The organism is Synechococcus sp. RedBA-s (assembly GCF_024345495.1).
Taxonomy (GTDB): Bacteria; Cyanobacteriota; Cyanobacteriia; order PCC-6307; family Cyanobiaceae; genus Regnicoccus_A.
Genome location: NZ_JAGQBF010000011.1, coordinates 39,648 through 64,336, shown reverse-complemented (window position 1 = coordinate 64,336; position 24,689 = coordinate 39,648). Strand labels below are relative to the sequence as shown.

At 68.5% G+C, this 24,689-nt stretch carries 23 protein-coding genes and 2 tRNA genes; 7 read left to right on the top strand and 18 right to left on the bottom strand.

Annotation, left to right across the window (positions count from 1 at the left end; translation table 11 throughout):
- Positions 1-13 precede the first annotated feature (13 nt).
- Positions 14-1,186 carry a molybdopterin-synthase adenylyltransferase MoeB gene (gene moeB / locus KBY67_RS06355; protein ID WP_255109926.1) on the top strand — a complete coding sequence of 391 codons (1,173 nt, stop codon included), beginning with the start codon at positions 14-16 and terminating at the stop codon, positions 1,184-1,186.
- Positions 1,187-1,199: 13 nt separating this feature from the next.
- Here the strand turns inward: moeB and KBY67_RS06350 are convergent, their stop codons facing one another.
- On the bottom strand, positions 1,200-2,363 hold the full coding sequence (locus tag KBY67_RS06350) for a cob(I)yrinic acid a,c-diamide adenosyltransferase (RefSeq protein WP_255109923.1): 1,164 nt from the start codon (positions 2,361-2,363) through the stop codon (positions 1,200-1,202).
- 46 nt (positions 2,364-2,409) lie between these two features.
- Here KBY67_RS06350 and larE point away from each other — a divergent pair, with 46 nt between their 5' ends.
- A complete protein-coding gene (gene larE, locus KBY67_RS06345) occupies positions 2,410-3,318 on the top strand; it encodes an ATP-dependent sacrificial sulfur transferase LarE (protein WP_255109920.1) in 909 nt (302 codons plus the stop codon).
- Here the strand turns inward: larE and speD are convergent.
- Positions 3,290-3,772 (bottom strand): adenosylmethionine decarboxylase, encoded by a 483-nt coding sequence (gene speD / locus KBY67_RS06340; protein WP_255109918.1) that lies wholly within the window; start codon positions 3,770-3,772, stop codon positions 3,290-3,292. The genes larE and speD overlap by 29 nt on opposite strands.
- Before the next feature lie 47 nt (positions 3,773-3,819).
- A complete protein-coding gene (recF, locus tag KBY67_RS06335; RefSeq protein WP_399214049.1) occupies positions 3,820-4,968 on the bottom strand; it encodes a DNA replication/repair protein RecF in 1,149 nt (382 codons plus the stop codon).
- Positions 4,969-5,049: 81 nt separating this feature from the next.
- Between recF and KBY67_RS06330 the strand changes: the two genes are divergently transcribed.
- Positions 5,050-5,123 (top strand) — tRNA-Arg (locus tag KBY67_RS06330).
- Between the two features lie 494 nt (positions 5,124-5,617).
- Here the strand turns inward: KBY67_RS06330 and ppc are convergent.
- From ppc to KBY67_RS06290, 7 genes are all read right to left on the bottom strand, one after another.
- Positions 5,618-8,653: a phosphoenolpyruvate carboxylase gene (ppc, locus tag KBY67_RS06320; RefSeq protein ID WP_399214031.1), complete on the bottom strand. Its 3,036-nt coding sequence runs from the start codon at positions 8,651-8,653 to the stop codon at positions 5,618-5,620.
- Between the two features lie 2 nt (positions 8,654-8,655).
- Positions 8,656-9,804, bottom strand: a complete 1,149-nt coding sequence (gshA, locus tag KBY67_RS06315) for a glutamate--cysteine ligase (RefSeq protein WP_255109913.1) — start codon at positions 9,802-9,804, stop codon at positions 8,656-8,658.
- The gene (locus KBY67_RS06310) at positions 9,801-11,324 is read right to left on the bottom strand and encodes an anthranilate synthase component I family protein (protein WP_255109912.1); all 1,524 of its coding nucleotides are present in this window, start codon (positions 11,322-11,324) and stop codon (positions 9,801-9,803) included. The genes gshA and KBY67_RS06310 overlap by 4 nt, the downstream gene beginning before the upstream one ends.
- A gap of 93 nt (positions 11,325-11,417) precedes the next feature.
- The gene (locus tag KBY67_RS06305) at positions 11,418-11,849 is read right to left on the bottom strand and encodes a photosystem I reaction center subunit II PsaD (protein WP_255109910.1); all 432 of its coding nucleotides are present in this window, start codon (positions 11,847-11,849) and stop codon (positions 11,418-11,420) included.
- 117 nt (positions 11,850-11,966) lie between these two features.
- Complete coding sequence (locus tag KBY67_RS06300) at positions 11,967-13,364, bottom strand: HAMP domain-containing sensor histidine kinase (RefSeq protein ID WP_255109907.1); 1,398 nt, start codon at positions 13,362-13,364, stop codon at positions 11,967-11,969.
- On the bottom strand, positions 13,358-14,632 hold the full coding sequence (gene rodA / locus KBY67_RS06295; RefSeq protein ID WP_255109905.1) for a rod shape-determining protein RodA: 1,275 nt from the start codon (positions 14,630-14,632) through the stop codon (positions 13,358-13,360). The genes KBY67_RS06300 and rodA overlap by 7 nt, the downstream gene beginning before the upstream one ends.
- A 5-nt stretch (positions 14,633-14,637) precedes the next feature.
- Positions 14,638-15,744, bottom strand: coding sequence for an Mrp/NBP35 family ATP-binding protein (locus KBY67_RS06290; protein ID WP_255109903.1), 1,107 nt, complete (start codon positions 15,742-15,744; stop codon positions 14,638-14,640).
- A 154-nt stretch (positions 15,745-15,898) separates the two neighbouring features.
- Here KBY67_RS06290 and hemF point away from each other — a divergent pair, with 154 nt between their 5' ends.
- On the top strand, positions 15,899-16,963 hold the full coding sequence (gene hemF / locus KBY67_RS06285; RefSeq protein WP_399214047.1) for an oxygen-dependent coproporphyrinogen oxidase: 1,065 nt from the start codon (positions 15,899-15,901) through the stop codon (positions 16,961-16,963).
- A gap of 9 nt (positions 16,964-16,972) precedes the next feature.
- On the opposite strand, the gene KBY67_RS06280 is transcribed toward hemF, so the two are convergent.
- Complete coding sequence (locus KBY67_RS06280; RefSeq protein WP_255109901.1) at positions 16,973-17,779, bottom strand: dehydrogenase; 807 nt, start codon at positions 17,777-17,779, stop codon at positions 16,973-16,975.
- A gap of 11 nt (positions 17,780-17,790) precedes the next feature.
- Positions 17,791-18,345 carry a cofactor assembly of complex C subunit B gene (locus KBY67_RS06275; protein WP_399214045.1) on the bottom strand — a complete coding sequence of 185 codons (555 nt, stop codon included), beginning with the start codon at positions 18,343-18,345 and terminating at the stop codon, positions 17,791-17,793.
- A gap of 83 nt (positions 18,346-18,428) precedes the next feature.
- On the opposite strand from KBY67_RS06275, the gene KBY67_RS06270 reads away from it, so the two are divergent.
- A complete protein-coding gene (locus KBY67_RS06270; RefSeq protein WP_255109898.1) occupies positions 18,429-19,091 on the top strand; it encodes a ribonuclease D in 663 nt (220 codons plus the stop codon).
- A gap of 60 nt (positions 19,092-19,151) precedes the next feature.
- On the opposite strand, the gene KBY67_RS06265 is transcribed toward KBY67_RS06270, so the two are convergent.
- The gene (locus KBY67_RS06265) at positions 19,152-19,409 is read right to left on the bottom strand and encodes a hypothetical protein (RefSeq protein ID WP_255109896.1); all 258 of its coding nucleotides are present in this window, start codon (positions 19,407-19,409) and stop codon (positions 19,152-19,154) included.
- Positions 19,410-19,440: 31 nt separating this feature from the next.
- A complete protein-coding gene (locus KBY67_RS06260; protein ID WP_399214027.1) occupies positions 19,441-20,628 on the bottom strand; it encodes a lipid-A-disaccharide synthase-related protein in 1,188 nt (395 codons plus the stop codon).
- 99 nt (positions 20,629-20,727) lie between these two features.
- Between KBY67_RS06260 and KBY67_RS06255 the strand changes: the two genes are divergently transcribed.
- A tRNA-Cys gene (locus KBY67_RS06255) sits at positions 20,728-20,798 on the top strand.
- Positions 20,799-20,837: 39 nt separating this feature from the next.
- Here KBY67_RS06255 and KBY67_RS06250 read toward each other — a convergent pair.
- Positions 20,838-21,398 carry a hypothetical protein gene (locus tag KBY67_RS06250; protein ID WP_255109894.1) on the bottom strand — a complete coding sequence of 187 codons (561 nt, stop codon included), beginning with the start codon at positions 21,396-21,398 and terminating at the stop codon, positions 20,838-20,840.
- Between the two features lie 56 nt (positions 21,399-21,454).
- A complete protein-coding gene (locus KBY67_RS06245) occupies positions 21,455-21,631 on the bottom strand; it encodes a hypothetical protein (protein WP_255109891.1) in 177 nt (58 codons plus the stop codon).
- 39 nt (positions 21,632-21,670) lie between these two features.
- On the opposite strand from KBY67_RS06245, the gene KBY67_RS06240 reads away from it, so the two are divergent.
- The gene (locus KBY67_RS06240) at positions 21,671-22,645 is read left to right on the top strand and encodes an aldo/keto reductase (protein WP_255109888.1); all 975 of its coding nucleotides are present in this window, start codon (positions 21,671-21,673) and stop codon (positions 22,643-22,645) included.
- 15 nt (positions 22,646-22,660) lie between these two features.
- On the opposite strand, the gene KBY67_RS06235 is transcribed toward KBY67_RS06240, so the two are convergent.
- Together KBY67_RS06235 and purM are read right to left on the bottom strand one after the other, a co-directional pair.
- Positions 22,661-23,332, bottom strand: coding sequence for a hypothetical protein (locus KBY67_RS06235; RefSeq protein ID WP_255109886.1), 672 nt, complete (start codon positions 23,330-23,332; stop codon positions 22,661-22,663).
- Between the two features lie 89 nt (positions 23,333-23,421).
- Positions 23,422-24,456: a phosphoribosylformylglycinamidine cyclo-ligase gene (gene purM / locus KBY67_RS06230; protein WP_255109884.1), complete on the bottom strand. Its 1,035-nt coding sequence runs from the start codon at positions 24,454-24,456 to the stop codon at positions 23,422-23,424.
- Positions 24,457-24,689: the final 233 nt, after the last annotated feature.

Sequence of the window (24,689 nt, the reverse complement as noted above, 5' to 3'; positions counted from 1 at the left end):
GGCCTTCCTGCCCATGCTTCCTCCTGACATCAGCGGTGTCCAGCTCAGTCCCGACGAGGTGGCGCGTTTCTCCCGCCACTTGATCCTGCCGGAGGTGGGCATGGCAGGGCAGAAGCGTCTCAAGGCGGCTTCAGTGCTCTGCGTGGGCACCGGTGGCCTGGGATCCCCCCTGCTCCTCTACCTGGCCGCCGCCGGCGTCGGCCGCCTCGGCATCGTCGACTTCGACGTGGTGGATCACTCCAACCTGCAGCGCCAGGTGATCCATGGCACCAGCTGGGTGGGCAAGCCCAAGATCGAATCAGCCAAGGCGCGCATCCTTGAGATCAACCCCCACTGCCAGGTGGATCTCTACGAGACAGCACTCACCAGCGAGAACGCACTCGAGATCATCGAGCCCTACGACCTGGTCTGCGACGGTACCGACAATTTCCCCACCCGCTACCTGGTCAACGACGCCTGCGTGCTGCTGGGTAAACCGAATGTGTACGGCTCGATCTTCCGCTTCGAGGGCCAGGCCACGGTGTTCAACCTCGATGCCGAAAGCCCCAACTACCGCGATCTCTTCCCTGAGCCGCCGCCGCCGGGCATGGTCCCCTCCTGCGCCGAGGGCGGTGTGGTGGGCGTGTTGCCCGGCATCATCGGCATGATCCAGGCCACCGAGGCCGTGAAGATCATCATCGGCATCGGCACAAGCCTCAGCGGCCGGCTGCTGCTCTTCGATGCCCTGGCCATGAAGTTCCGCGAGCTCAAACTGCGCCCCAATCCCGAGCGGCCGGTGATCACCGAACTCATCGACTACCAGGAGTTCTGCGGTGTGGGCGGCACGGCGCCGGGTCAGGAGGAATCCGGCAGCGTGCCCAGCATCACCGTGGTCGAGCTCAAGACCGTGATCGACGGCCAACTGGAGGAGTTCCTGCTGCTGGATGTGCGCAACCCCCCCGAAGCCGACATCGCCGTGATCCCCGGCTCGGTGCTGATGCCCCTTGACCGGATCGAGAGCGGTGAGGCCATTGAGACTGTGCGCCGCCTGGCTGAGGGGAAACGGCTCTATGTGCACTGCAAGCTGGGGGGACGCAGCGCCAAGGCTCTGCTGGCCCTGGGTCGCCATGGCATCGAAGGTGTGAACGTCAGCGGCGGCATTCAGGCCTGGAGTGAGCAGGTGGACCCTGCCGTGCCGATCTACTGAGTGCCCCTGCCACTCAGTAATCCACTCCCCGCTTGAGATCGACGCCGCGCTCGGCGTAGTGCTTGTGGCAAACCATCTCGGAATGCACACTGGCCAGATCAAAATAAGCGGGGGGATTTTTGCAACGTCCGGTGATGATCACCTCAGTTTCGGCTGGTTTCCGCAGCAGGGTCTGCATGATCGGCTCCACCGGCAGCAGCTCCAGATCAACGGTGGGATTGAGCTCATCGAGGATCACTGTTTTGTAGAGCCCACTAGAGATGGCAGCCCGGGCAATTTCCCAGGCTCGCTCCGCTTCCACATAGTCAATCGGCTGCTGCTGACCCCTCCAGACGATGGCATCGCGGCCGGAGCGGAGATGATCCACCAAGTGGGGATAGCTCTCGCGCAGGGCCGCGATCGCCGCATCTTCGGTGTAGCCGCTGCCGCCCTTGAGCCATTGCAGGATCAGTACGCGGTGGCTCTTGTCCTGGCTGATGCCCCGACCGATCGCCTGCAGGGCCTTGCCCAGGGCGCTGGTGGACTTCCCCTTGCCTTCACCGGTGTAGATCTCGATGCCGGTGATCCCCTCGCTGTCGTTGGAGCCGCGTCGGTGGGCCCGCATCTCCGAGTGGAGGTCGGCGAGTTGCACCAGTGATCGCGGCGCCCCCCGGCCGGTGACGATCACCTCCATGCCCGCCGGCCTGGCGGCCAGGGTGCGCACCACCTCCTCCACCTCCAGCAGTCCGAGGTCGAGCACCGGGCTGAGCTCATCCAGCACCACCACGGAATAGAGGGCACTGGCGATGGCCCCGCGGGCGATGTCCCAGCCCCGCTGGGCCTCCTGTCGATCGAAGCGGGTGGCCTCCTCGGCGCTGAAATAGTCGCCGCGGCCGGTGCGCACCTGATCGATCAGGTGGGGGAAGCCCTGCTGCAGGGCTTCGATCGCCGAATCCTCGTCGTAGGCGCGGCCGGGGCCCTTGAGGAAACGCAGCAGCAGCACCCGGGTGCGCTTGCGCTCGCAGATTCCCAGGCCGATGGTGCGCAGCACCACCCCGAGGGCAGCCTGGCTCTTGCCCTTGCCGTCGCCGTCGTAGACGTGCAACTGGCCGTGGCTGCGCTCATGGCTGCCGGCGGCCGTTCGGATGCCGATGGCGCGGGATGGCGCACCGGAGGCCGCGCTGGAGGTCGGTGCCATGGCCAGGCCTTCTACGGTTGGATCCTAACGACCCCTGCTCGAGTCCATGCTTTCCCCGGCCCTCCATCCGCTGGTGGAATTCCTGCCAGCGCCTCTGGAGCTGGCCCTTGCCCAGCTGCGCCAGAGCGTCAGGGGGCTGGGCACAGCACTGGTGGCCTACTCCGGTGGGGTCGACAGTGCCCTGGTGGCGGCCATCGCCGCCGAACAACTGGGGGCCGGCGCCGAAGCGGTCACTGGAGTGTCGCCGGCCCTGGCACCCCACCTGCTGCAGGAAGCGCGCTCCCAGGCGGCATGGATGGGGGTCCAGCACCGGGAACTGGCCACCCGCGAACTGGAGGATCCCGCCTACAGCAGCAATCCCACCGACCGCTGCTACGCCTGCAAGCGGGAACTGCATGGCCTGCTGGCCTCGCTCACGGGCGGCACGATTCAGGTGCTTGATGGGGTGAACCAGGACGACCTCGGCGACCATCGCCCAGGCATCCGGGCCGCCCGTGAGCGGGGTGTGCGCTCGCCTCTGGCGGAGCACGGCCTCGACAAGGCGGCCGTGCGCCAGATCTCCAGAGCCCTGGGTTTCCCCTGGTGGGACAAGCCGGCCCAGCCCTGCCTGGCGTCGCGTTTCCCCTACGGCGAGCCGGTCACGGCCTCCCGTCTGCAGCGGGTGGCCGCCGCCGAAGACTGGCTGCGCCAGCGGGGAGTGGAGCAGCTGCGGGTGCGCTGCCAGGGGGCGACCGCCCGTGTGGAGATTCCGGCCGATCAACTCGACGACCTGTTCAGCTGGTTGCCGCGCCAGGAGCTGGTGGAGGCGTTCCGATCCCTGGGGTTCGCGGCTGTCAGCCTCGATCTGGAGGGATTGATCAGCGGCAGGCTCAACCGTGAGGCGAACCTGCAGCCAGCAGCACCGGCGCCACCGGCTTCGCCCGGGCTCAGGCAGCCAGACCGAGCGGTTCCCTGATCTGTTCGCTTATCGAATCAGGGGTTTCCCGGCGGAAGCTCTTGAGGTTGCGGCTGGAGGCCTCCAGCTCATCGGCCAGCACCTGACAGGCTCGCTCGGGCATGGTGTGATCGCCACAGGTGAACACATCCACCGCCGCATAGCCCGACTCTGGCCAGGTGTGGATCGAGATGTGGGATTCAGCCAACAGGGCCAGGCCCGTGACCCCCTGCGGTTCAAAGCGGTGGGTGATCAGATTGAGCAGGGTGGCGCCGGCACGTTTCGCTGCAATCGTGATGGCGTCTCTGAGAAAGGCTTCGTCGTCGAGCTTCTTGGAATCGCAGTTATAGAGCTCGAGGATGCAATGTTTCCCCACCATGTCGCTCGTCGTGGGGGGCTGGCTCGCAGGGCTTTTGGGGCTTTGAGCTCCACTCCATCCCGGGTTGGGGTGGAGGCAGGGCAGGGTCTGGGTCATCGAATGCGGGCACACAAGGCTGCACTCTACGCATCCCTTCAGGTTCACTACGGTTCATGGTCTGAATCCGCCAGCGCCCCCCGGCAGATCCGCACCAGCTGGGAGTCGCCCCCCTGCCAGGTGGCGCTGAATGAGGTCAGGTGGGTGGCGCTCACCAGGCACTGGTGCCCCTTGCCCACCACCTCCAGCAGCAACTCCTGACGCTTGGGGTCCAGCTCCGCCAGCACGTCATCGAGCAGCAGCAGCGGCGGCTCTCCCCACAGCTGCTGCACCAGCTCCAGCTCCGCTAGTTTCAGGGCCAGCACCAGGGTGCGCTGCTGGCCGGCGGAGCCGAAGCGGCGGGCGGGCTCCTCCCCCAGCAGCAGTGCCACCTCATCGCGCTGGGGACCCACCTGGCAGACCCCCAGCCGGCGTTCCTCCGGGCGCTGCCGCAGCAATTGCTCCAGCAGTGCCTCCCGCCAGGGGGCTTCCGCTTCCTCCCCTTCCAGGCGGCTGCCGGCCTGGTAGCGCAACTCCAGCCGCTCGCGGCCGCCGCTGAGCCGCTCCTGCCAGGCGGCGGCCAGCGGCTGCAGCCGGGCCAGGGCGCGGCGGCGGCGGCGGTGCAGGCGCGTGCCGATCAGGGCCATCTGCAGATCGAAAGCGTCGAGCAGCGAAGTCAGTTGTTGCTCCCCCTGGCTGAGGCCCCGGCGCAGCAGCTGACTGCGCTGGCGCAGCAGGCGGCCGTAGCGGGCCAGCAACTCCCCGTACACCGGCTCCAGCTGCAGCACCACCCGATCGAGCCACTGACGCCGCAGGGCGGGCTCTCCCCGCACCAGCTCCAGATCGAGGGCGCTGAAGCCCACGCAGCGCAGAGGGCCCACCAGGTCGAGCTGGCGCTCCAGGGTCCGGCCGTTGCGGCGGGCCTGGCGCCCCCCCTGGCGCCTCATCTCCAGTTCCAGCTCCAGCTGATTGAGCTGCGGCGCTGGCCCGTCCGCTCCAGGGGAGTCGTCATCAGCGCACCAGCCGCGCACCAGCGCCCGGCTCTGGCCATGGCGGATCAGATCGCGGTCGTGGCTGCTGCGCTGGGAACGCAGGCTGCCCAGCAGCTCCACCGCCTCCAGCAGGTTCGACTTGCCCTCGCCATTGGCGCCGATCACGAGCAGCCGCGGGGCTGTGAGCTCGAGCGAAAGCTGGGTGTAGTTGCGAAAATCGAGCAGCTCCAGGCGATGCAGCCGAATGGGTCAGGAGCGACGTGCGGGTAAGCTACGACCACCGGGACAGGGATGACCTCCCCGCTCGGGCATGTAGCTCAGTTGGATAGAGCGTCAGATTCCGGTTCTGAATGTCGGGGGTTCGAGTCCCTCCATGCTCGCTTCATTCGGCTTCCCCTGCTCGCTCTCTGTGTTGCTGGTGAGCACCAGGCCCATGGCCCGGATGCCACCGGGGTCCACCAGGAAGCCGTGCTGTTGAAGGGCTGATAGGGCCTCCGGCGGTGCCGCCACCGAAATGCTGCAGCCACTCAGTTCCCGCCGCAGGCGACTGAGGGCGCCGTGCACCAGCACCGCCAGCACGGTGGTCTGCTGGGGGTCCCGCGGCCAGGCCGAAAGATCCCAGAGGTTGGCGTTGAGGGCCTGATCGCTGGTGGCCCGCACGAAGCCCACCAGGCGTCCCTGTGAATCCCGCACGCACAACTGCCAGGCGCTGCGCTCCAGCACCAGGGCCAGGCGCCGTTCATCGCGCCTCGCCTCGCCGCAGGCCATCAGCAGGCCGTTCAACTCCCCGCTCTCGGGGGGCTCGGTCTCGGTGCGGTAGCCCTCGGGCAGACGCGGGGCTGGTGGTTGGCTTCTGAAGGGAATCAAGTGCCGCTCAACCGGTGTTGCGCAGGCCTGCGGCGATGCCGTTGATGGTGAGCAGGGCGCCGCGCAGCAGTTCGCTGCGGCTATAGGTGCGGCCATCCTGGCCATCACCGCTGCTGGCTTCGCTCATCGGCGGCTGCCGGTTCTGGTCGCGCAAGCGCCGCAGCAGGGCCACCTGCAGGTAGCCCAGGGGAACGATCGTCTGGTTGCGCAGATCGACGGAGAGCTGCAGGGCCGGATCGCCATCCAACAGTCGGCCGTGGCCGGAGATCTTCAGCACCAGATCACGGGTGAGCTCGAACTCGGCGGCGATCACCTGGAAGATCTGCTCGAAGGCCTCGCGGTGAGTGGGGCGACCCAGGGCCTGCACGTAGTGGTGAGCCAGGTCGAGATCCACCTTCGAGAGGGTCATCTCCACCTTGGAGATCAGCATCCGGAAAAAGGGCCAGCGCTGATACAGCAGACGCAGCAACTCCAGCTGGTCGGGATCGTTATCGAGTTCCTCCTGCAGGGCCGCCCCCACACCGAACCAGCTGGGCAGAAGGAAGCGGCTCTGGGTCCAACCGAACACCCAGGGGATCGCCCGCAGGCTGGAGAGATCCTTGGCTCCACTCTTGCGGCGGGTGGGGCGGCTGGAGATCTGCAGCTTGCTGATCTCCTCGATCGGTGTGACCTGCTGGAAGAAGGTCACCAGGTCGGGGTTCTCATGCACCAGCCGGCGGTAATGCACCCGGGAGCGGGCTGCCAGGAGGCCCATCAGCTCGTTCCAGCTCGGGATGGCGTCCACGTTCGTGCCCACCAGGCTGTTCTGCAGCACGGCGGTGGTGACTGTTTCGAGGTTGTAGAGCGCCAGCTCCGGCAGGGAGTATTTGGAAGCCAGCACCTCCCCCTGCTCGGTGATCTTGATGCGGCCGTTGAGGGTGCCACTGGGCTGGGCCAGGATCGCCTGGTAGGCCGGCCCGCCGCCCCGTCCCACGGAGCCACCCCGGCCGTGGAAGATGCACAGCGCCACATCGTGCTCGCTGGCCAGTTGCTGCAGGGCGATCTGGGCCTTGTGGATCTCCCAGTTGCTCGAGAGGAAGCCCGAATCCTTGTTGCTGTCGGAGTAGCCGAGCATCACCTCCTGCAGGGGCTTGTCGGTTTCGGCGCTGCTGGCCAGCAGGGTCCGGTAGAAGGGCTCCGAGAACAGGCGCTGCATCACCGCCGGCGCCCGCTGCAGATCCTCCACCGTTTCAAACAGGGGCACCACCAGCAGCTGGGTCTGCACCGCTTTGGGATCCACCAGGCCGGCTTCCTTGGCCAGCAGCAGCACCTCCAGCAGGTCGGAGACCGTATGGGCCATCGAGATGATGTAGCTGCGGCAGATGCGGGGGCCGAATTCCTGCTGCAGCCGCTGCAGCATGCGGAACACCGCGAAGGTCTCGTCGGTGGCCGGGCTCCAGCGGGCGGCCGGCGGCAGCAGCGGTCGGCGGGTCTTCAGTTCCTGCAGCAGCCACTCCACGCGCTGCTCCTCCTCCATCTCCCCATAGGGAATGGGCAGCTGCAGGTAACGACTCAGTTCATCGAGGGCATCGCTGTGGCGGGTGCTCTCCTGGCGGATGTCAAGGCTGGCCAGGCAGAAGGCGAAGATGTGCACCTGGCTGAGCAGGGTCTGCAGCGGTTCACAGCTCAGGCCGGTGGTCTCCAGGCTGTCGCGCAGCAGTTCCAGATCCTGACGCAGCTCGTTCACCGAGCCGTAGTGCAGTTCGGGCGGTGCGGCGGCCATGGGCCCGGTGCCCGTGCTCAGCACTGATGGACCGGCATTCTCGCAGGGGGATTCCCAGCCGGCTTCGGCCAGCTGCTGGTTGCGCTGGTGGGTGAGGCGCAAACGTTCGAGGATGTAGCTGAGCTTGAGCCGGTAGGGCTCCAGCCGGTAGCGGGCGGCCCGCTCCTCGTAGATCTCCGGGAAGCGCAGCCGGTCCATCTCCAGCGACTCCAGCAGGGGAGCACTCACCTGGGACCACTGCATCGAGATGCTGAGCTGGTCGCGCAGGCCCGATACCGCTGTGATGTAGCGCTCGATCATCAGCTGGCGCTGATAACAGGCGGTGCGCCAGGTGATGTCCGGGGTGACGGAGGGGTTGCCATCGCGGTCGGAGCCCACCCAGGATCCGAAGGTGCAGAAGGCATCACGCGGTGCCTCCACATCCGGGTAGCTATAGGAGAGGGCATTGATGATGCGCTGGCGCAGCAGCGGCATCGCATCGAAGAGCACCTGCTGGAAGTAGTGAAGGGCGTAATCCACTTCATCAAGCACTGAGGGCTTGAACTGATGCAGCTCGTCGGTGCGCCACCACAGCCGGATCTCCTCCTCCAGCTGCAGCCGCAGGCTGCGCTCGTCCTGCAGCTCGCTGGGGCTGTCCTGCTGCAGGCGGTGGATCAGGGCCGCCACCCGCCGCTGTTTGTGGCGCACGGTGTGGCGCACGATCTCGGTGGGGTGGGCCGTGAACACCAGGCGGATGTCGAGTTCCCGCAGCAGGTTCTCGATCTGAGCGGGGGGCACATTCAGCCCGCGTAGGCGGGTGAACAGCTCACGGAAGGTGGCCGGATCGGTCTGGCTGGCCAGCGGTGGGGCGAAGGGATCGGGGCTGGAGGGAGTGGAGGCCTCTTGCAGACTGGCCAGATAGCTGTCTTCCTCGATGTGCTGCTCGAGGATGTTGACCAGCTGGAAATAGAGCGAGAAGGCGCGGGCTGCGGCGATCGCCTCCGAGAGGTCCATCTCGCGGATCAGCTGAACAATGGTGGCTGTGGTGTCGATCGTGCCATCGGCCGCTTCCGCTGGGTCGCTCAGTCGCTTGAGCTGCAGCAGCCGCTCGGCCTGATCGGGCGGGCACTCGCTGCGCAGCACCGTTTGCCAGAGATCCTCCACCAGCTCCAGACGCTCACCCAGCAGCCGGGTGACTCGGGGGGCTGGAGCCGTGGGAACTGCCTGGGCCAGAACGGAGGATGGGGCGGACAGGGGCTGCCGCATGGGGGCCGGCGCAGGCGAGGAAGACTCCATGATCATCCCTAAGGGTGAGAGGCCGCTGTGTTGCGTGGTGCTGGTTCCACTTCGGCCAGCCCCATGGCCGTGACTCCATCGGCCAGGATCCGGCTCAATGGCACTCCGGCGTCGTGCCGCTCCAGCCAGCGCATGGCTTCATTGCCCTGGCGCAGCATGGTGTGGAGCGGCTCCAGCCAGGGACTGAGGCCGAGTTTGGCGGCGAGCGGCGCCATCTGCTCCAGCTCCCGCTGAATCCAGGCAGCGGCTTCGATCTCCTCCCCCGTGCGCCAGTCATGAAGGATGGCCCTGAGGCTGTGGCGGGCGGCGGCGCGGTCGTTGCGGTCGGCCAGCTTGGCCAGCTCATCCGGCCCCAGCCGGCTGGCGCTCAGGGGGTCATGGAGCTGGGGAGTGTCGAGAAGCTGCAGCAGGCGCAGTTCCGCGAACACCGTGACGGCCAGGAGCTGGCGGGGATGGCTGATCAGGTCGCAGATCCGGATCTCCAGCCGGTTGAGGTCGTGGGGCCGGGCGTCCCCGTTGGGCCGCACGGAGGTCCAGAGATGGCGCACGTTGCGCATGGCACCGGCCGCCAGCTGGGCCTCCATCCAGGTGATGTAGTGCTGATGATCGAGAAACAGCGGCACCGTGGGCGGGGTGAGCGGGAACTGCAGCCAGCGCTGGGAGTGGGCGCCGGTGGCGGCCCCATCGAGGAAGGGTGAACTGGCGCTGAGGGCCAGCAGCAGGGCGCCTTCGCAGCGCAGCAGCCGGCAGCCGGCGAACAGGCCCCCCATCTCGGTGAGCCCGAGGTTGATGTGCACGCTGGCGGTCACCACCCTGGTGCCGTAGGTGGCCTCGATGTAGCCGTGATAAGGGTTCGAGGGGTCGGAGCGCTCGAAGCGCTGGCTGTCCCCCAGGCTGAGGGTGCTGCCCGGCAGAAGGGTCAAGCCGCGCTCGTCCAGCCAGCGGCGCAGTCGCCTCCTCGGCTCCAGCAGCAGCTCCAGCTGGCGGGCGTAGTCGGCATCCGGCGGGGTTATGTACTCGAGGTTGCGGTGGTCCGGTTCGGTGACGAACCCCTCGAGCTGGACCGCCACCTGCTCCGCCACCCCCACCACGGTGCCGTCGGCCCGGCCGGTGAACAATTCCACTTCAAAGCCTTTGAGCAGCAGGCGATCGCTCATGTGCCGCTCCCCTGCAGGCAGGCCAGGGCTTTGAGCAGACCGCGGGCCTTGTTGAGTGTTTCCTGATACTCGGCGGCCGGCTGGGAATCGGCCACCAGGCCTGCCCCGGCCTGCACCTGCACCCGCCAGCCCCCCTCGCCGTCGGGGAGCACCACCATGGTGCGGATCGTGATGGCGGTGTTGAGGGCACCGGCCAGATCCACCGCCCCGTACACCCCGGAGTAGGGGCCGCGGGCATCTGGTTCGTGCTGGTGGATCAGTTGCATGGCCCGGATCTTGGGGGCGCCGCTGACGGTGCCGGCGGGGAAGGAGGCCTTGAGCAGATCCCAGACATCGTGGCCTGAATCGAGCAGGCCCTCCACCTGGCTGACGATATGCATCACGTGGGAGTAGCGCTCCACCACCATCAGCTCGGTCACCTCCACCGTGCCCGGCCGGCAGACCCGGCCCAGGTCGTTGCGTCCCAGATCCACCAGCATCACGTGCTCGGCGCGTTCCTTGGGATCGGCCAGCAGCTCCTCTTCCAGGGCCAGGTCGTGGGCCTCATCCACCCCGCGCGGGCGGGTGCCGGCGATCGGGCGCAGGGAGGCCCGGATGCCGCCGGCCACCGGCTCGGCCTTGACCATCACCTCGGGGCTGGAGCCGATCAGATACCAGCCGCCGAAATTGAAGAAGGCCATGTAGGGGGATGGGTTCACCATCCGCAGGCTGCGGTAGAGATCGAAGGGGTCCTGCTGGATGCGGGTCTCCAGCCGCTGGCTGAGCACCAGCTGGAAGACGTCACCGGCGGCGATGTGCTCCCGGGCGGCCACCACCGCTGCCTCGAAATCGGTCTGGCTGCGGTTGCTGCGGGTGTCCAGCTCCAGCGTGGGCTCAGCCTCCCAGCGCAGGGGGCTGACGCCGTCAGGAAGCGGGCCGTGCATGCGCTCCTCCAGTGACTGGATCCGGGCGACGGCCTCGGCGTAGGCCTGCAGGGGATCGGCGCCGCCGCTGAGGTCGGCGTAGGCCACGGCCGTGATCTGACGTTTCACCTGATCGAACACCAGCAGGCTGTCGGCCAGCATCCAGCAGCCGTCGGGCGGGCCGCCGGGGTCGCTGGGGTGGACGGGCACGCTGGGCTCGATCCAGCGGATCAGCTCGTAGCCCCAGAAACCGAACAGTTGCCCCAGGGGCGGCAGGCCGGGGATGGTGCTGGGCCGGAGCGAGGCCAGGCAGCCGGAGAGCAGTTCGAAGGGGTTGCCCCGCAAATGGGCCTGACGGCCATCGCGCCAGCACTGAACGCCGTCCTCGCCGCGCACGGTGAGGGTCCAGAGCGGATCGGCCACCACAAAGCTCCACCGCCCCAGCTGCTCGCCCCCCTCCACCGACTCCAGCAGCACGCCATGGCCGCTGGCGGACCCCACCTTCAGCCAGGTGGTGAGCGGGGTTTCCAGGTCAGCGGGCCAGCGCTTCCAGAGGGGGATGAAGGTGCTGCCGCCCGCCGCCTGGGCGAGGAATGCGTTGCGATCGGGAGAGGGCATCACGGCAACGGGCAGACAAAAAAAACGGGGCACCCGGCCCCGCCTTTCTAAAGGTTGGAGGAATCACGCCCAGGGGCTGATTCCCACCTGGACTCAGGAGTCGAAGGTGTTGCGTCCGGAGAACTTGAGGGTGGAGGGATCGGGGTTCTGGCCGATGCTGCGGGGGTTGTGGCCCACGATCGGACGACCTTCGTTCACTTTCTCGGGGAAAACGCCATCCTTCGGATGCAGATACTCGGTATCTCCGCCCGGGAAAATGCGGTAGATCTTGTAATCCTCGATGCGAGGCTTGAACTTGGTGCGTAGCTGGGTGCCGAGCGCCAGGCACTGCTCCTTGCGGGAGAAGTACATGATGTTCTCGCCCACATTCATCTCCGCAGCTCCACCGGTGGGAAGCTCAAACACCTGGCCCTTGCCACTGGTCCAGGTAATGGCGTACTTCTCCTCGGTTTCGGCGGAGTTGAGCAGACCGCCCGTGCTGCCGATGGACTTGGGGAGTTGACCGCTCAGCGCCGTTGCTGTCATGGCTGTTGGGGATGGTTGAGTCGGCGGACCCATCAGTGAGTCGGCGGACCATGTCGGCTGGAAGCTAGCACTGCAATCTGGGGGGTCCTGCCACAGGCGCGGCTCTCTTCACACCCGTCAACAAACGTTGCCGTCGCCTTCGTTGCTGTGGTCTGCTACTGGAAAGAACACGGTCAGTCCCTGGCCGGTCCGTTCGGTGAAACGGCCCCCCAGGCTATGAAATAGCCGCTGGGTGGCCTGGCGGCTCAACTGCAGGCTGCCGGTGAGCGGATTCCAGCGCAGCACGGGGCCCACATCGGCGGCGGCGTCCTGCTCAGGGGCGTCGGGGGGGGATGCTTCCCGTGCGGGTGGCTCGGTGCAGCGCAGTTGCAGCTTCAAGCGCGAGCCTGCCGGCTGCAGCCGGATCAGCACCGTGCTGCCCGAGGGCAGGCTGCGGATGAAGCGATCCACCAGGCCGCCCAGCATCGTCTCCAGCCGGCTCGGATCGCTCAGCACTGGCGGCAGCTGCGCGCTGATCTCCAGCTTCAGTTTCAGGCCCCGGCGACCCAGCTGCCGTTGCCAGAGCTCCTCGAAGCCCTGCAGCAGCTGGGCCAGGTCGGTGCGGGCCAGGGTCTGGCGGGGCCGAGGCTGGCGCTGGAGTTCGGCCGCATGGAAGATCAGGCCGAAGCGATCGATCTGTTCGCTGCACTCCCCGTCGATCTGCTCCAGCCGCTGACGCACCACCGACGGCAGGTCAGCGCGCCGCAGCAATGAGCGAATCAGGGTGCGGATCGTGGCCAGGGGAGTGCGCACCTCATGGGTAAGGGCCTCGAGCAGGGCCAGCTCACCGCTGCTCTCCCTCTGCCCGTCGTCCCGGCCTTGGACCAGGGGCTGCAGGGTGAGGCTCGGGGCCATCGCCGCCAGCCGCTCCGCCAACCTCGGCCAGAAGCGCAGCGCCATGGTCTCCTCACTGCTCAGCGGCCCGAGGGCCTGCAGGGCCTGGCGCAGCTTTAGGGCGGCCTGGGGGGCGGTGGCCCGCAGGCGCTGATCCACCAGAGCCAGCGTTTCCGAGAGGGTGGTGGGATCGAAGCGCAGCAGCAACTGCCGCTGCCGCGGAGGGCCCTCTAGGGCCATGGCCAGCTGCAGCTTGGGTGTGATCAGCACCAGCAGGGGGTCGGTGCCGTCTTCGGGCTCGAGGGCCAGGCGTTCGTAGCTGCTGGCGTGGCCTGGGGACGGCGCCCCAGCGCTGCCCCTGCTGCCCGGAATGGGCAGCAGGGGCCCCGAGGGGCTGAGGTTGCCGGCGATCTGGGGCGGTGCCCAGACCCAGCCCTGCAGGGGTTCCAGCAGCTCGGGTTCATAGAGCGCCGGCAGCGGCGAGGCCAGCCAGACCCCCCGCAGCGGCTGCAGGGGCGGCAGAAAGTCATCCTGCAGGGTGGCCAGCGCCGCCCACCATTGCCGTCTGGCGGTGTCGTCGTCGCTGCGGCCCGCCGGGACCCCCTGGGCCAGCCGCGCCCGCAGGGCGGCCAGGCTCACCATCGCCGCTGAGGCGGGCGCCCGTGGCGCGACACCGAGGCGCACAGCCCCAGAGAGATGAAGTTCACCAGCATGGCGGAGCGGCCATAGCTCAGCCAGGGCAGGGGAATGCCGGTGATCGGGCCCAGACCGATGGTCATGTTGATGTTTACCACCACTTGAAACATCAGCATCGCGCCGATCCCCACCACCACCAGCGATTCGTAATCGCTGCGGGCCCGCCCGGCGATCTGGAGCAGGCGCCACATCAGCAGCACGAATCCCACCACCACCAGGGTGGAGCCGATGAAGCCGGTCTCCTCCCCCAGGGCACTGAAGATGAAGTCGGTGTGCTGTTCGGGGATGAAGCGCAACAGGGTGAGGTGGCCCTGCATCAGTCCGGTGCCCCAGAGCCCCCCTGAACCGATGCCCACCGTGCTCTGCAGGAGGTGGTACCCCCCACCGAGGGGATCCTGGGAGGGATCGAGAAACATGGTGAGTCGTGCCCGCTGGTGCTCCTTGAGGCCGTGGGCCCAGAGCCAGGGGGTGCCGAGGGCGAACATCCCCTGAATCACCAGAGTGACCGACGCGGCCAGGGACTTCCATGGCAGGGAGCGCCAGGCCAGCACAGCCATGGCCGGCACCCAGGCCACCAGGGCCCAGGGAATGGTGCCCGCCAGGATGGCGCTGAACAGGGGCGAGAGCAGCAGCAGCAGCCAGGCCCCTGGCATCCCCGACCAGAACATCATCACCAGCAGTACCGCTCCGAACACCAGCGAGGTGCCCAGATCGGGCTGCACGAACACCAGCAGCCAGGGCACGCTGATCATGGCCACCGGCCGGATCAGGTCAACGGGCCGCTCCACCGGATGCCGGGCCAGCACACCGGCCAGCAGCAGGATCGCAGCCACTTTGGCGAACTCCGAGGGCTGCACGTTGAAGCCGGCGATGTTGATCCAGCTCTGGGCACCCAGCGCGCTGACCCCCACCACCCGCACCGCCATCAGGCTGGCCACCATCGCCCCGTAGATCAGCCAGCGGAATGGCTGGTAGCGCTCCAGCGGAATCCGGGCCAGCACCAGGGCGAGGCCCAGTCCCACAGCGGCAATGATCCAGTGCTGGTACCAGATCGCGTAAGGGGCCTGGCGCTGGGTGCTGGCGATCAGGATGCCGGCCACCGCCACCATGGCCAGGGGGATGCCCCACAGCATCAGATCCACCCCCTCAAGAAGCCGCCGGCGAGCCGGTTTGGCCGCTGAGAACATGCTGCGCCGGCTGCCCAGCAAGGCCATCGGGATCAGGCGGCGGCCAGGCTGAGGCTGCTGATCCGCTGGGCCAGGCCTTGGAAGGCGCGGGCCGTGGCCGACTCGGGTTGGGCGATCACCACCGGTTGCCCCTGGTCGCCCCCATCCACCACGGCCATCTCCAGGGGCAGCTTGGCCAGCAGGGGCACATCGGCTTCGGCGGCGAGGATGGCCCCGCCGCCACTGCCGAAGATGGCGTAGCTGGCCTCGGGCCGGTCGGGTGGGATGAAGCTGCTCATGTTCTCGACCACGCCGAGCACGGGAACCCCCATCTGCAGGAACATGGCCAGACCGCGGCGGGCGTCCTGCAGCGACACCCGCTGGGGGGTGGTCACGATCACCACTCCGGCCATTGGCACCGCCTGGGCCAGGGTGAGCTGGGCATCGCCGGTGCCGGGCGGCAGGTCCACCACCAGCACGTCGCGCTCACCCCAGTCCGACTGGTAGAGGAACTGGCGGATGATGCCGTTGAGCATCGGCCCCCGCCACACCACCGGCTGGTTCTCCTGGATCAGCAGCCCCATCGACACCATGGCGATGCCGCAGGTCTCGATCGGCACCAGCACCTGCTCGTTGCCGCTGCCGCGTACTTCGGGAGTGCGGTCGGCCACACCCAGCATGGTCGGGGCATTGGGGCCATAGATGTCAGCGTCGAGCAGACCCACCCGCAGGCCGCTCTGGGCCAGGGCACAGGCCAGGTTCACGGCCACGGTGCTCTTGCCCACGCCGCCTTTGCCACTGCTCACGGCGATGATCCGGCCCACGCCGGGGATGCCCTGGCGCTCGGGGAGGGTGCCGCCGCCGCCGGGGCCATGGCCGGCGCCGCCGATCGGTGAACCCTCGGGCCGCCCGCCAGCGCTGGGCTGCGCCAGCTCGATCTGAACATCCTCGATGCTCTCGATGGCCATCAGCGCCTCGCGCGCTTCGGTGGCGATCCGCTCCCGCTGGCTGGTGGCGTAACCCGGCAACGCCAGGCTGAAGACCACGCGGCTCCCCTGGGGACGCACCTGCTGGATCCAGCCCAGTTCGAGCAGACTCCGTCCGGTGCCCGCGTCGCAGAGGGGCTGGAGGGCGGCGAGAGCCTGTTCAGCGGTGGCCATCCGTGGGTGCCGGCATCAGGGCTGATCCTAGGGGCCGCCCCCATGACAGAGGCTCTCGAAGGGTTGTGCCCCGGTTCCACGGGCTGGAATGGTGGAGAGGTTTCGAACGTCCGCTGGGGCGTGATCGTCAGTGGCGGAGCAGGGACAGACGGGCGTGGCCGATGGGGAGACGAACCCTGGGGGAGCCCAGCTCTTGGAGCATCCGCCGGCCGACTCCCGCGCCCGGGCCCGCGCCCTGCTGATGGGCCTTCAGGACAGCATCTGCGCTGGCCTCCAGGCCCTGGATGGCGAAGGGGTGTTTCAGGAGGAGAGCTGGGAGCGGCCGGAGGGCGGCGGCGGCCGCTCGCGGGTGATGAAGGCCGGTCGGATCTTCGAGCAGGGCGGGGTGAACTTCTCCGAGGTGGAAGGCGATCAGCTGCCCCCCTCGATCCTCAGCCAACGGCCTGAGGCCGCCGGCCAGCGCTGGTTCGCCACAGGCACCTCAATGGTGCTCCATCCCCGCAATCCCTACGTGCCCACGGTGCACCTCAACTACCGCTACTTCGAGGCGGGGCCGGTCTGGTGGTTCGGAGGTGGCGCCGACCTCACCCCCTACTACCCCTTCCTCGCGGATGCCCGTCACTTTCACCGCAGCCTGCAGGGGGCCTGTGACAGCGTGGATCCCAGCCTGTATCGCGTCTTCAAGCCCTGGTGCGATGAATATTTCTTCCTGAAGCACCGCGATGAAACCCGGGGTGTGGGCGGCATCTTCTACGACTACCAGGACCCCACCGGCGCGCTCTACAAGGGACAGGATCCCAGCGGACCGGCTGCGGCCGCAGCGGCGAGGGTTGGAGCCTCTCCCCACAGCTGGGAGCAGTTGTTCCAGCTGGCGAGTGCCTGCGGCAATGCCTTTTTGCCCAGCTACGTGCCGATCGTCGAGAAGCGCCATGGCATCCCCTACGGAGATCGGGAACGCCAGTTCCAGCTCTACCGCCGAGGCCGCTACGTGGAATTCAATCTGGTGTTCGATCGCGGCACGATCTTCGGCCTGCAGACCAACGGCCGCACCGAATCGATCCTGATGTCGCTACCCCCTCTGGTGCGCTGGGAGTACGGGTATGGGCCCGAGCCCGGTAGCCGCGAAGCACTGGTCAGTGAGGTGTTCACCACCCCCCAGGACTGGAGCGGGGATGCTGCCCTGGAAGAGCTCTGCCGGGCCCGGGGGGCTTTCGACTGAACCGCCCGGCTAGCTCTGGGGACGCCGCCTTTGCACAGGGCTGAGGCCCTGCTCCAGGGCCGTCACCACCCGCTCGGCGATGGCGTTGAGCGCCGCATCCCGGCTGCCGGGATCCCTCAGGGTCGACTCCAGCGGACTCTCCAGCTTGCCGATCTCGAGGATGGCGATGCCGCGGCGCGGTGCTCCCAGTCCGCCTCGGAACTGAAAGGGAAAGGCCCCGAAGGCAGCGGCCAGGCTTTCGTCGAGCAGGCTGGGGGCTTGGTGCAGGGGCGGGATCAGACCGGAGCCGAAGCCATCCGGTCCGTAGGCGTCGTAGTGGATCTCCATGGCGTACCCCCCCCGGCGCACATGCTCCTTGCCCACACTCCAGTTGGTGCGGGGATCATCCCCGTCGGCGATGCTGCGTTGAGCTGGCACGTAGAGGCTGATCGGAAGACCGCGCTGGCGTCCCAAGGCCACCACCCGCTCGGCGGTGAGCAGATTCCAGTAGAGCTCATCACGGATGCCGGGGATCATCGGCTGGGCCCCGAAACGATCCACCGCTTCACCGCTGGTGCCTGATCCGGCCATGCCCTGGGAATCGGCGTGGCCGGCCATCACCAGGATCGGTGTGCCCGCCGCCAGCGACCGGCGGCCGATCCAGTCTTTGTTCAGTGGTGTGCGCGGCCCGGTGAGCGGGTCGATGGCGAGCATGGCCGGGGCTTCGGCGGCGCTGCCCAGCACCAGCACCAGGCTCAGCCCCAACAGAGCCCAGCGCAGGGGGCGTGGTTGCGCCCGGGGCCGACGCGGGATTGGAGGCTGGGGATGGGGGGGCATGGTCCGGGGATTCAGATGGGGGAACTGAGCAGGGTGCCGTCACTGGCCAGTTGCAGGCGGGGCCCCAGCTCCAGTTCCAGGGCGATCAACTCGTCGCGGTGGGCCCGTAGGCGCAGCTGGCTGAGGGGAGCGTCGTCGGCGCTGACCAGGCGCAGTTCCACCAGCTCCTGGCGGGCGGCCCGCCGCCGGTAGACCAGCCCCGCCATCGGACCGATCAGGGCCAGCAGCAGCGGCCACCAGCCCAGCGCCGGCAGCAGCTGACGCAGCACCAGGCCCAGGCAGGCCGCCCCGACCGTCCCCAGCAGCGAGAGCAGCAGCGCCAGGGTGCCGCTGGCTCCCACCTGGCCGCGGAAGCGCAGCAGCCGTCGCTCGGGATCGCCGTCCTCCGCCTGCCAGCCCCGTTGCTTCAGCCACTGGCTGAGGCCGTCGAGCACCTCGAGGGCCGGCCGCGGCGACTGCACATCCACCACCGTGGTGCGGTCCTTGCTGGCGGCGCGCAGGAAGAACACCAGGCCGATGGTCATCAGCAGGGTCAGCAGCAGGGTGGAGCCCAGGGTGGGGGACAGGAGCGACGGCACGCGGGGGATCCAGTGCGGAGGAGCTCCATTCTCCCCCTTTCGGCACGATGGCGTCGGTTGCTCCCCCGCTCATGCCCTCGGCCCTCTCCCCCACCCCCCATCGCTTCGCTGTGTTCGAGGGGGATCTCGACGCCGACTGGCTCAGCCTGCTGGCCCAGGCCCCGGCCCTGGCGGTGGACACCGAAGCGATGGGGCTGATCCATGGCCGCGACCGTTTGTGCCTGGTTCAGATCGCCGACCATCTCGACAACGTCTGCTGCATCCGCATCGCCCGGGGCCAGCAGGAGGCGCCCCGCCTGCGCCAGCTGCTGGAGAGTGCGGCGATCGAGAAGGTGTTTCACTTCGCCCGCTTCGACCTGGCGGCCCTGGGGGAAGGACTGGGCATTGCCGTGGCGCCACTGTTCTGCACCAAGGTGGCCAGTCGCCTGGCCCGCACCTACAGCTCTCGCCACGGGCTCAAGGAGGTGGTGCAGGAGCTGGTGGGGGTGGAACTCGACAAGCAGTCGCAGAGCAGCGACTGGGGACGGGTGGAGGATCTGGGCGAGGCCCAGCTGATCTATGCGGCCAACGACGTGCGCTATCTGCTGGCAGCCCGTGACGCCCTGTCCGCCATCCTCGAGCGGGAGGGGCGCCTGGATCTGGCCCGCCGCTGCTTCGCCTGCCTGCCGGTGTTTGCCGATCTCGACCGCAGTCGCTTCGGCTCGGTGTTCGAGCATTCCTCCCAGTCGCGCTGAGGCTCGAGGCGAACCAATGTGGCCAGCTCCAGTGGGTTCTGCGATCAATGAGCCCTGCGGTCAGTCCTCGACCATGAAGCCGCTGTCGTCGTCTTCGGCCACCAGCAGCTCATCCAGCAGCTGACCCTGGGCCCTGGCCCCTCCCTGGGCCTCCTGGATCATGCGCTCGGCGATGGTGATGCGCTCGCCCGCCGCTCGCGTTCCCTCCCGGGCGGCCTGCTGATCGACCCGGCGCCGGGCTGCGGCGATGCTCACCCCCAGCAGGGTGGCCAGCTGACCGGTGACGGTGGCGTAGGCCCGGTCGATCGGTGCTGGCATCGGGGATGGGCCTGGGTGAGGTGAGAGCCCATCATCCCTGGGGCTGGGCCAGCAGCCGGCGGTCCACCAGCTCCGCCAGGCGCTCGCTGCCGCCGGACGTCCCCATCCGCTGCCGGCCGATGGCCCCGAGGTGCTGGCGTCGCTGGCCATCCCTCAGCAGCCGCTCTAGTTCGAGGGCCAGCTCCTGCCCGGAGGCGCAGGGGTGCACCGCCCCCCCCAGCAGCCGGCTCTGGCGCTGGGCGAACCCGCGCTTGAACTGCGGCCCCGGCCCAGGCAGCGAAAGCACGGGCACCCCTAGGCCCACCAGTTGCTCGGTGGCGGTGCCGGCGGTGGCCAGACCCACCTCCCCCCAGCCGGCCCAGCGCTCGAAGCAGCCAGGCCCCAGCAGCAGCAGCCGCTGTTGGACCTGCCAGGCAGAGCTGCCGCCGCAACCCTGCGGGAGCTCTACCTCGCGGTAGCCCTGGGCGCGCAGGATCGGCTCCAGGTCGCCGCGGCTGGGGCGGGAGCCGGTGGGGCAGAGCACCACCTGTGGCTCCCTGGCCGGCGAGCAGGCCAGGCCCGCCAGCAGCCGCCGGGCATTGGCGAGGGCTTCCGGCAGCCGGCTGCCGCAGAGCAGCACGATCCGCCGCCGCTGGCCCAACACCTCCGGCAGGGGTCGTCGATCCAGCTGATCCATCATCGGGTTGCCGGGCGCCAGTGCCGCCACCCCCTGGCGCCTCAGCCCCCGGGCAGTGAGGCCATCGCGCACCGCCACCAGCCGGGCGCGACGATCGGCCATCAGGGACCATTCCCAGGGATCCCATTCACTGCCCTTGCAGCGGTGGTAGCAGTCGGCGATGGGGTCGCGGCCGGGCCCACTCCTCCAGGTGTAATCGCTTTTGGGTGTGCCCACGAAGCCGTAGGGCGCGCCGCTGGCCCAGGCCAGCAGCAGGGGCAGCAGATCCCCCACCGCCAGGATCGGCTCGCCGCTGGCACCCCAGCGACGCACCAGCTGCCACTGGCGCCAGCTCAGGCCGCCCAGTCCCGCCCCCAGATCACGCAGCAGCGCGGAGAGGCTCTGGTTGCTGAAGCCGCCGCTGGGCAGCCGCTGGCGGGGGCCCAGCCGGTGCAGCCAGCCCTCCTGCTCCGCCTGCCGGTAGGTCTCCCCCTCCCCCACCAGCGGCAGGACACCGATCAGCACCTGCGGGCGCCGCTGATGCAGCGCTTGCAGGATGCGCAAACCGATCAGATCCTCCCCATGGCCGTTGCTGAGCAGCAGCAGCCGGGGCTGCTGAGGACGGCTGATACGATCCGCAGCAAGGGGGTTCGCCCCTGGTCTGGCGGCATGGCCAAGTGGTAAGGCAGAGGATTGCAAATCCTTTACCCCCAGTTCGAATCTGGGTGCCGCCTCTGATCTCCCCCCCGCCGGCGGGTTGCCGGAGGGGTCGTTCACAGTTCGGCGCTGGCTTCCCAGCGCTCCCCTGTGGGTGACTTGGCTTCGCAGCGCACCTCGTTCTTCTCCACCCTGCAGGTGCCATCGGCGGGCCAGGCGCTGGGCAGGCTGGTGGGCAGTCCGCGCTGATCGAAGCCCAGCTCACTCACGCTGGTGATTTCGGTGCTGAGGGGACCCTTCAGGCGGCAACGACCCTCGCTGCAGTGCAGCCCGGCCCCGCCGTCCTTCACCAGTCCCACGAAGGTGACCAGGTTGGAGGAGATTTCGCCACGGCCGGCGCCGACGAAGCGGATGTTCAGCAGTCCCTGCTGGTTCTGCTCAAAGCGCAGTTCCGAGCAGGGGCCAGGGCTGGCCGCGGCCAAGTTGCGCTGGCAGCTGCGGGTGCTCCGTTGCACCCGGCCGAAGTCGGTGGGTTTGTTCTCCTGGGCCCGAACGCCTGCTGCGGGGATCAGCAGACTGAGCAGCACTCCGGCCAGCAGTAGTGCCGCCCGGCCGGTGCCCCGCCTGGCGCCGCTGGGGGGCCTGAATGACTTGGGAAGGGGGGTGCTGACGGCCAAGGGGAACCCACGCGCAGGGCCACCATTGTGGAACCGCCCTGACCCCAGCTTCTGAGTCAGTAGTCCGAATCGGCTACGCAGTGGCCCTGACAGCTGATCTCGTTGCTGGCGGTGCGGCCGCAGTGGTTGCAGAGCACCGGCTCGCTGGGCGGCGGCTCCGGGGTCTGCAGCGCCTGGGATCCCGGCGGTGGCACAGGCGTTGGCGATTGGTTCTGTGCGGCTGGGGAGGTCATGCCCCGATCATGACGAGATCGCTCGCAGCCCGGAGATCCATGGCGCAGTCCGTCTCGATCGGCGTGGGCACCTGGGCCTGGGGTAACCAGTTCCTCTGGGGGTACAGGCCCGAGCTCCATGACCAGGCCCTGGAGGCCACGTTCCAACGGGCGGTGGCCCTGGGATTTCGTTTCTTCGACACCGCCGACTCCTATGGCACCGGCCGCTTCACCGGCCGCAGCGAAGCGTTGCTCGGTGGCTTCCTCCAAGCCGTGTCCCCCCAGCAACGTGACCGACTGTGCGTGGCCACCAAGCTGGCCCCCTTCCCCTGGCGCCTGGGTCGCCGAGGCTATGAGCGGGCCTTCAGGGCTTCCTGTCAGCGGTTGGGCGGTCGCCTTGATCGGGTGCAGCTGCACTGGAGCACCGCCCGCTACGCCCCCTGGCAGGAGGCCCCCCTGCTGGAGGGACTGGCGGACCTCGTGGCGGCCGGCGAGGTGGAGAGCCTGGGGGTCTCGAACATGGGGCCCAGGCGTCTGAGGCAGGTGCAGCGGCGGCTGGCCGAGCGGGGGGTGCGCCTGGCCAGTCTTCAGGTGCAGGTGTCTCTGCTGGCCCCTGAGGCGGTGAGCGGTGGCGAACTCGGGGACTGTTGCCGGGAGCTGGGGGTGGATCTGATCGCCTACAGCCCCATGGCCCTGGGCCTGCTTGGCGACCGAGTCCGGCCGGGCAGTGGCGCCGGCTGGCCCAAGGGGCCACGGGGGCTGCTGTTCCGGCGGCTGCTGCCGAAGATCGAACCGCTGCTGGCCCTGATGCGGGAGATGGCGGCTGAGCGCGGTGCCCAGGTGAGTGAGGTGGCACTGAACTGGTGCCGGGCCCACGGGGCGATGCCGATCCCCGGCCTGCGCAGTCCCGAGCAGGTCGATGCGGCGGCGGCGGCACTGGCCTGGGAGATGAACGATCAGGAATGCCTCGCCCTCGACCGCCAGGCCCTGGCCCTGCCGGTGAGGATGCCCGCCAACCCGTTCCTCAGTGATTGAGACGGTGATCGAGGATCAGCTCGATTCCGTTGCCGCAGAGCTGTCCGTGGGGTCGGGGGAGAGCACCACGGGCAGCGCCGCCGGTCTGGAAGTGGGGAGGTTGTTAACCGGAGCGGCGGCACCGCCCGGGGCCGAGCTGGATCCCGCTTTGGACGAGGAACCCGAGTCAGCTCCATCCGCTTTTGAGCTGTGCTCGTCACAGGCGCTGAGGGCCTCCTGCAGCAGGGAGTCGAACGTGGCCCCCGGCAGGCGGTGGCGGGAGAGTTCCAGGAAGGCCCGCGCGATCGATTCTCCCGCCGCGGCGCGCAGAGCCGGATTGTTGCGTCGTTCGCACTGCTCCTCCTCGATGGCCTGCAGAAAACGTTCGGTGACGCCCCGTTTGGTGCTGGCCCTGATCTGCGTCTCCTGATCGGCTGGCTGGAGGGTGGCCAGCTGATCCAGCTCCTCCAGGCGCCGCTGAAGGCTCTCGAGCACCTCCTGCGCTTCGGTGGCCACCCGCGTGAGCTGGCCCTCGGAGAGGCGAGGCAGGTCGGCCACGAACACCTTGCCGTGGTCGCGCAGGGTGAGATAAGTGGGTCGACTGACGCTGCGACCCTGGGGAGGAGCATTCAGCCGCCGCGGTGGTGCCGCCGGCTGGGGGCCCGCTGAGCTGCGCCGTCGGGTGATGCGGGTGCTGGAGGTCTGCATGGTTAAGGACGTATGGATTCCCGGGTGCGCCGCCAGCGATCAAGGGCAGCGAAGCCTGCTGCAATCTGCCAGCAGCGGGGATGGGGCTGTCAGTACGGCAAACCCGCCAGGGGCTGGGGGCAAAGGGCCCCGGCCTCCACCACCCCAAGGGGCCAGGCCTGGTGCCCCAGTCGCCCGCACACCTCCAGAGCTCCGGCGACGGCCGGCTCCGGCACCACCAGGCAGAAGCCGACCCCCAGGTTGAAGGTGTTCCACAGATCGGCTTCCGGCACCTCGCCTTCGTCCTGCAGCCAGCGGAACAGCTCGGGCCGCTCCCAGCTGCTGGCTTCGATCCGGCCGCGGGTTCCCTCCGGCAGGCAGCGGGGCAGGTTTTCGGGCAATCCACCGCCGGTGATGTGGGCCATGGCATGGATGGGCACCGCCTGCTGGCGCAGGGCCTTCACCAGGGCGCCATAAAGCAGCGTGGGCTCCAGCAGCGCCGCGATAACCGGCCGGCCATCGCCCGGCAGGGTGACGGCCTCGCTGGTGCCGCTGCTGGCAAGAATCCGCCTCACCAGGCTAAAGCCATTGCTGTGAACACCACTGCTGGCCACCGCCAGGATCCGGTCGCCTGGTCGCACCTGCCGGCCGTCGATCAAGTCGTCCTCCTCCACCACGGCCACGCAGAAGCCGGCCAGGTCGTAGCGGCCGGGGGCGTAGAAGCCCGGCATTTCAGCTGTCTCGCCCCCCAGCAGGGCGCAGCCGCTCTGGCGGCAGCCGTCGGCGATCCCCTCCACCACCAAGGCCATGGCCTCGGGGGCGAGCTTGCCGGTGGCGATGTAATCGAGGAAGAACAGGGGCTCAGCCCCACTGGTGATCACGTCGTTGACGCACATCGCCACCAGATCAAGCCCCACGGCGTGGTGGCGCCCGTGGGCCTGGGCCAGCTCCAGCTTGGTTCCCACCCCATCACTGCCGGCCACCAGCAATGGGCGTCGCAATCCCTCGGGCAGCCGGCACAGTCCGCCGAATCCCCCCAGGCCACCGAGCACCTCAGGCCGGCGGGTGCTCTCGACACTGGTGCGGATCCGCTCGACGAAGGCCCTGCCGGCGGCCACATCCACTCCGGCGGTGCGGTAATCCATGGCGTTGCTCCTGCTGGGCAGATCCTCATCGCCGCTGATCCTCCGATGCCGGCGGACCAGTGTCCATTCGCCAGCCGCCTGCCCGATTGGCACAGGATTCGATCAGCTCTGCTGATGGCTGTGATTGGTGTCGCTGATCGATATCTCGGTCCCATGCGGTTCTCTCCACTGTGGCTGACAGGGATTTCGCCATTGATCACTCCTCCTGATCAAGTCTTGCGGCCAAGTCGCTC

Coding starts and splice junctions, on each gene's coding strand:
- speD (WP_255109918.1), bottom strand. CDS start 3,772: ATGACCCAGACCCTGCCCTGCCTCCACCCCAACCCGGGATGGAGTGGA.
- KBY67_RS06305 (WP_255109910.1), bottom strand. CDS start 11,849: ATGACAGCAACGGCGCTGAGCGGTCAACTCCCCAAGTCCATCGGCAGC.
- gshA (WP_255109913.1), bottom strand. CDS start 9,804: ATGAGCGATCGCCTGCTGCTCAAAGGCTTTGAAGTGGAATTGTTCACC.
- KBY67_RS06235 (WP_255109886.1), bottom strand. CDS start 23,332: ATGCAGACCTCCAGCACCCGCATCACCCGACGGCGCAGCTCAGCGGGC.
- KBY67_RS06245 (WP_255109891.1), bottom strand. CDS start 21,631: ATGACCTCCCCAGCCGCACAGAACCAATCGCCAACGCCTGTGCCACCG.
- KBY67_RS06310 (WP_255109912.1), bottom strand. CDS start 11,324: ATGCCCTCTCCCGATCGCAACGCATTCCTCGCCCAGGCGGCGGGCGGC.
- KBY67_RS06290 (WP_255109903.1), bottom strand. CDS start 15,744: ATGGCCACCGCTGAACAGGCTCTCGCCGCCCTCCAGCCCCTCTGCGAC.
- larE (WP_255109920.1), top strand. CDS start 2,410: ATGCTTTCCCCGGCCCTCCATCCGCTGGTGGAATTCCTGCCAGCGCCT.
- rodA (WP_255109905.1), bottom strand. CDS start 14,632: ATGGCCTTGCTGGGCAGCCGGCGCAGCATGTTCTCAGCGGCCAAACCG.
- ppc (WP_399214031.1), bottom strand. CDS start 8,653: ATGATCATGGAGTCTTCCTCGCCTGCGCCGGCCCCCATGCGGCAGCCC.
- KBY67_RS06280 (WP_255109901.1), bottom strand. CDS start 17,779: ATGCCCCCCCATCCCCAGCCTCCAATCCCGCGTCGGCCCCGGGCGCAA.
- purM (WP_255109884.1), bottom strand. CDS start 24,456: ATGGATTACCGCACCGCCGGAGTGGATGTGGCCGCCGGCAGGGCCTTC.
- KBY67_RS06240 (WP_255109888.1), top strand. CDS start 21,671: ATGGCGCAGTCCGTCTCGATCGGCGTGGGCACCTGGGCCTGGGGTAAC.
- KBY67_RS06270 (WP_255109898.1), top strand. CDS start 18,429: ATGCCCTCGGCCCTCTCCCCCACCCCCCATCGCTTCGCTGTGTTCGAG.
- KBY67_RS06265 (WP_255109896.1), bottom strand. CDS start 19,409: ATGCCAGCACCGATCGACCGGGCCTACGCCACCGTCACCGGTCAGCTG.
- KBY67_RS06300 (WP_255109907.1), bottom strand. CDS start 13,364: ATGGTGAGCCTGGCCGCCCTGCGGGCGCGGCTGGCCCAGGGGGTCCCG.
- moeB (WP_255109926.1), top strand. CDS start 14: ATGCTTCCTCCTGACATCAGCGGTGTCCAGCTCAGTCCCGACGAGGTG.
- KBY67_RS06350 (WP_255109923.1), bottom strand. CDS start 2,363: ATGGCACCGACCTCCAGCGCGGCCTCCGGTGCGCCATCCCGCGCCATC.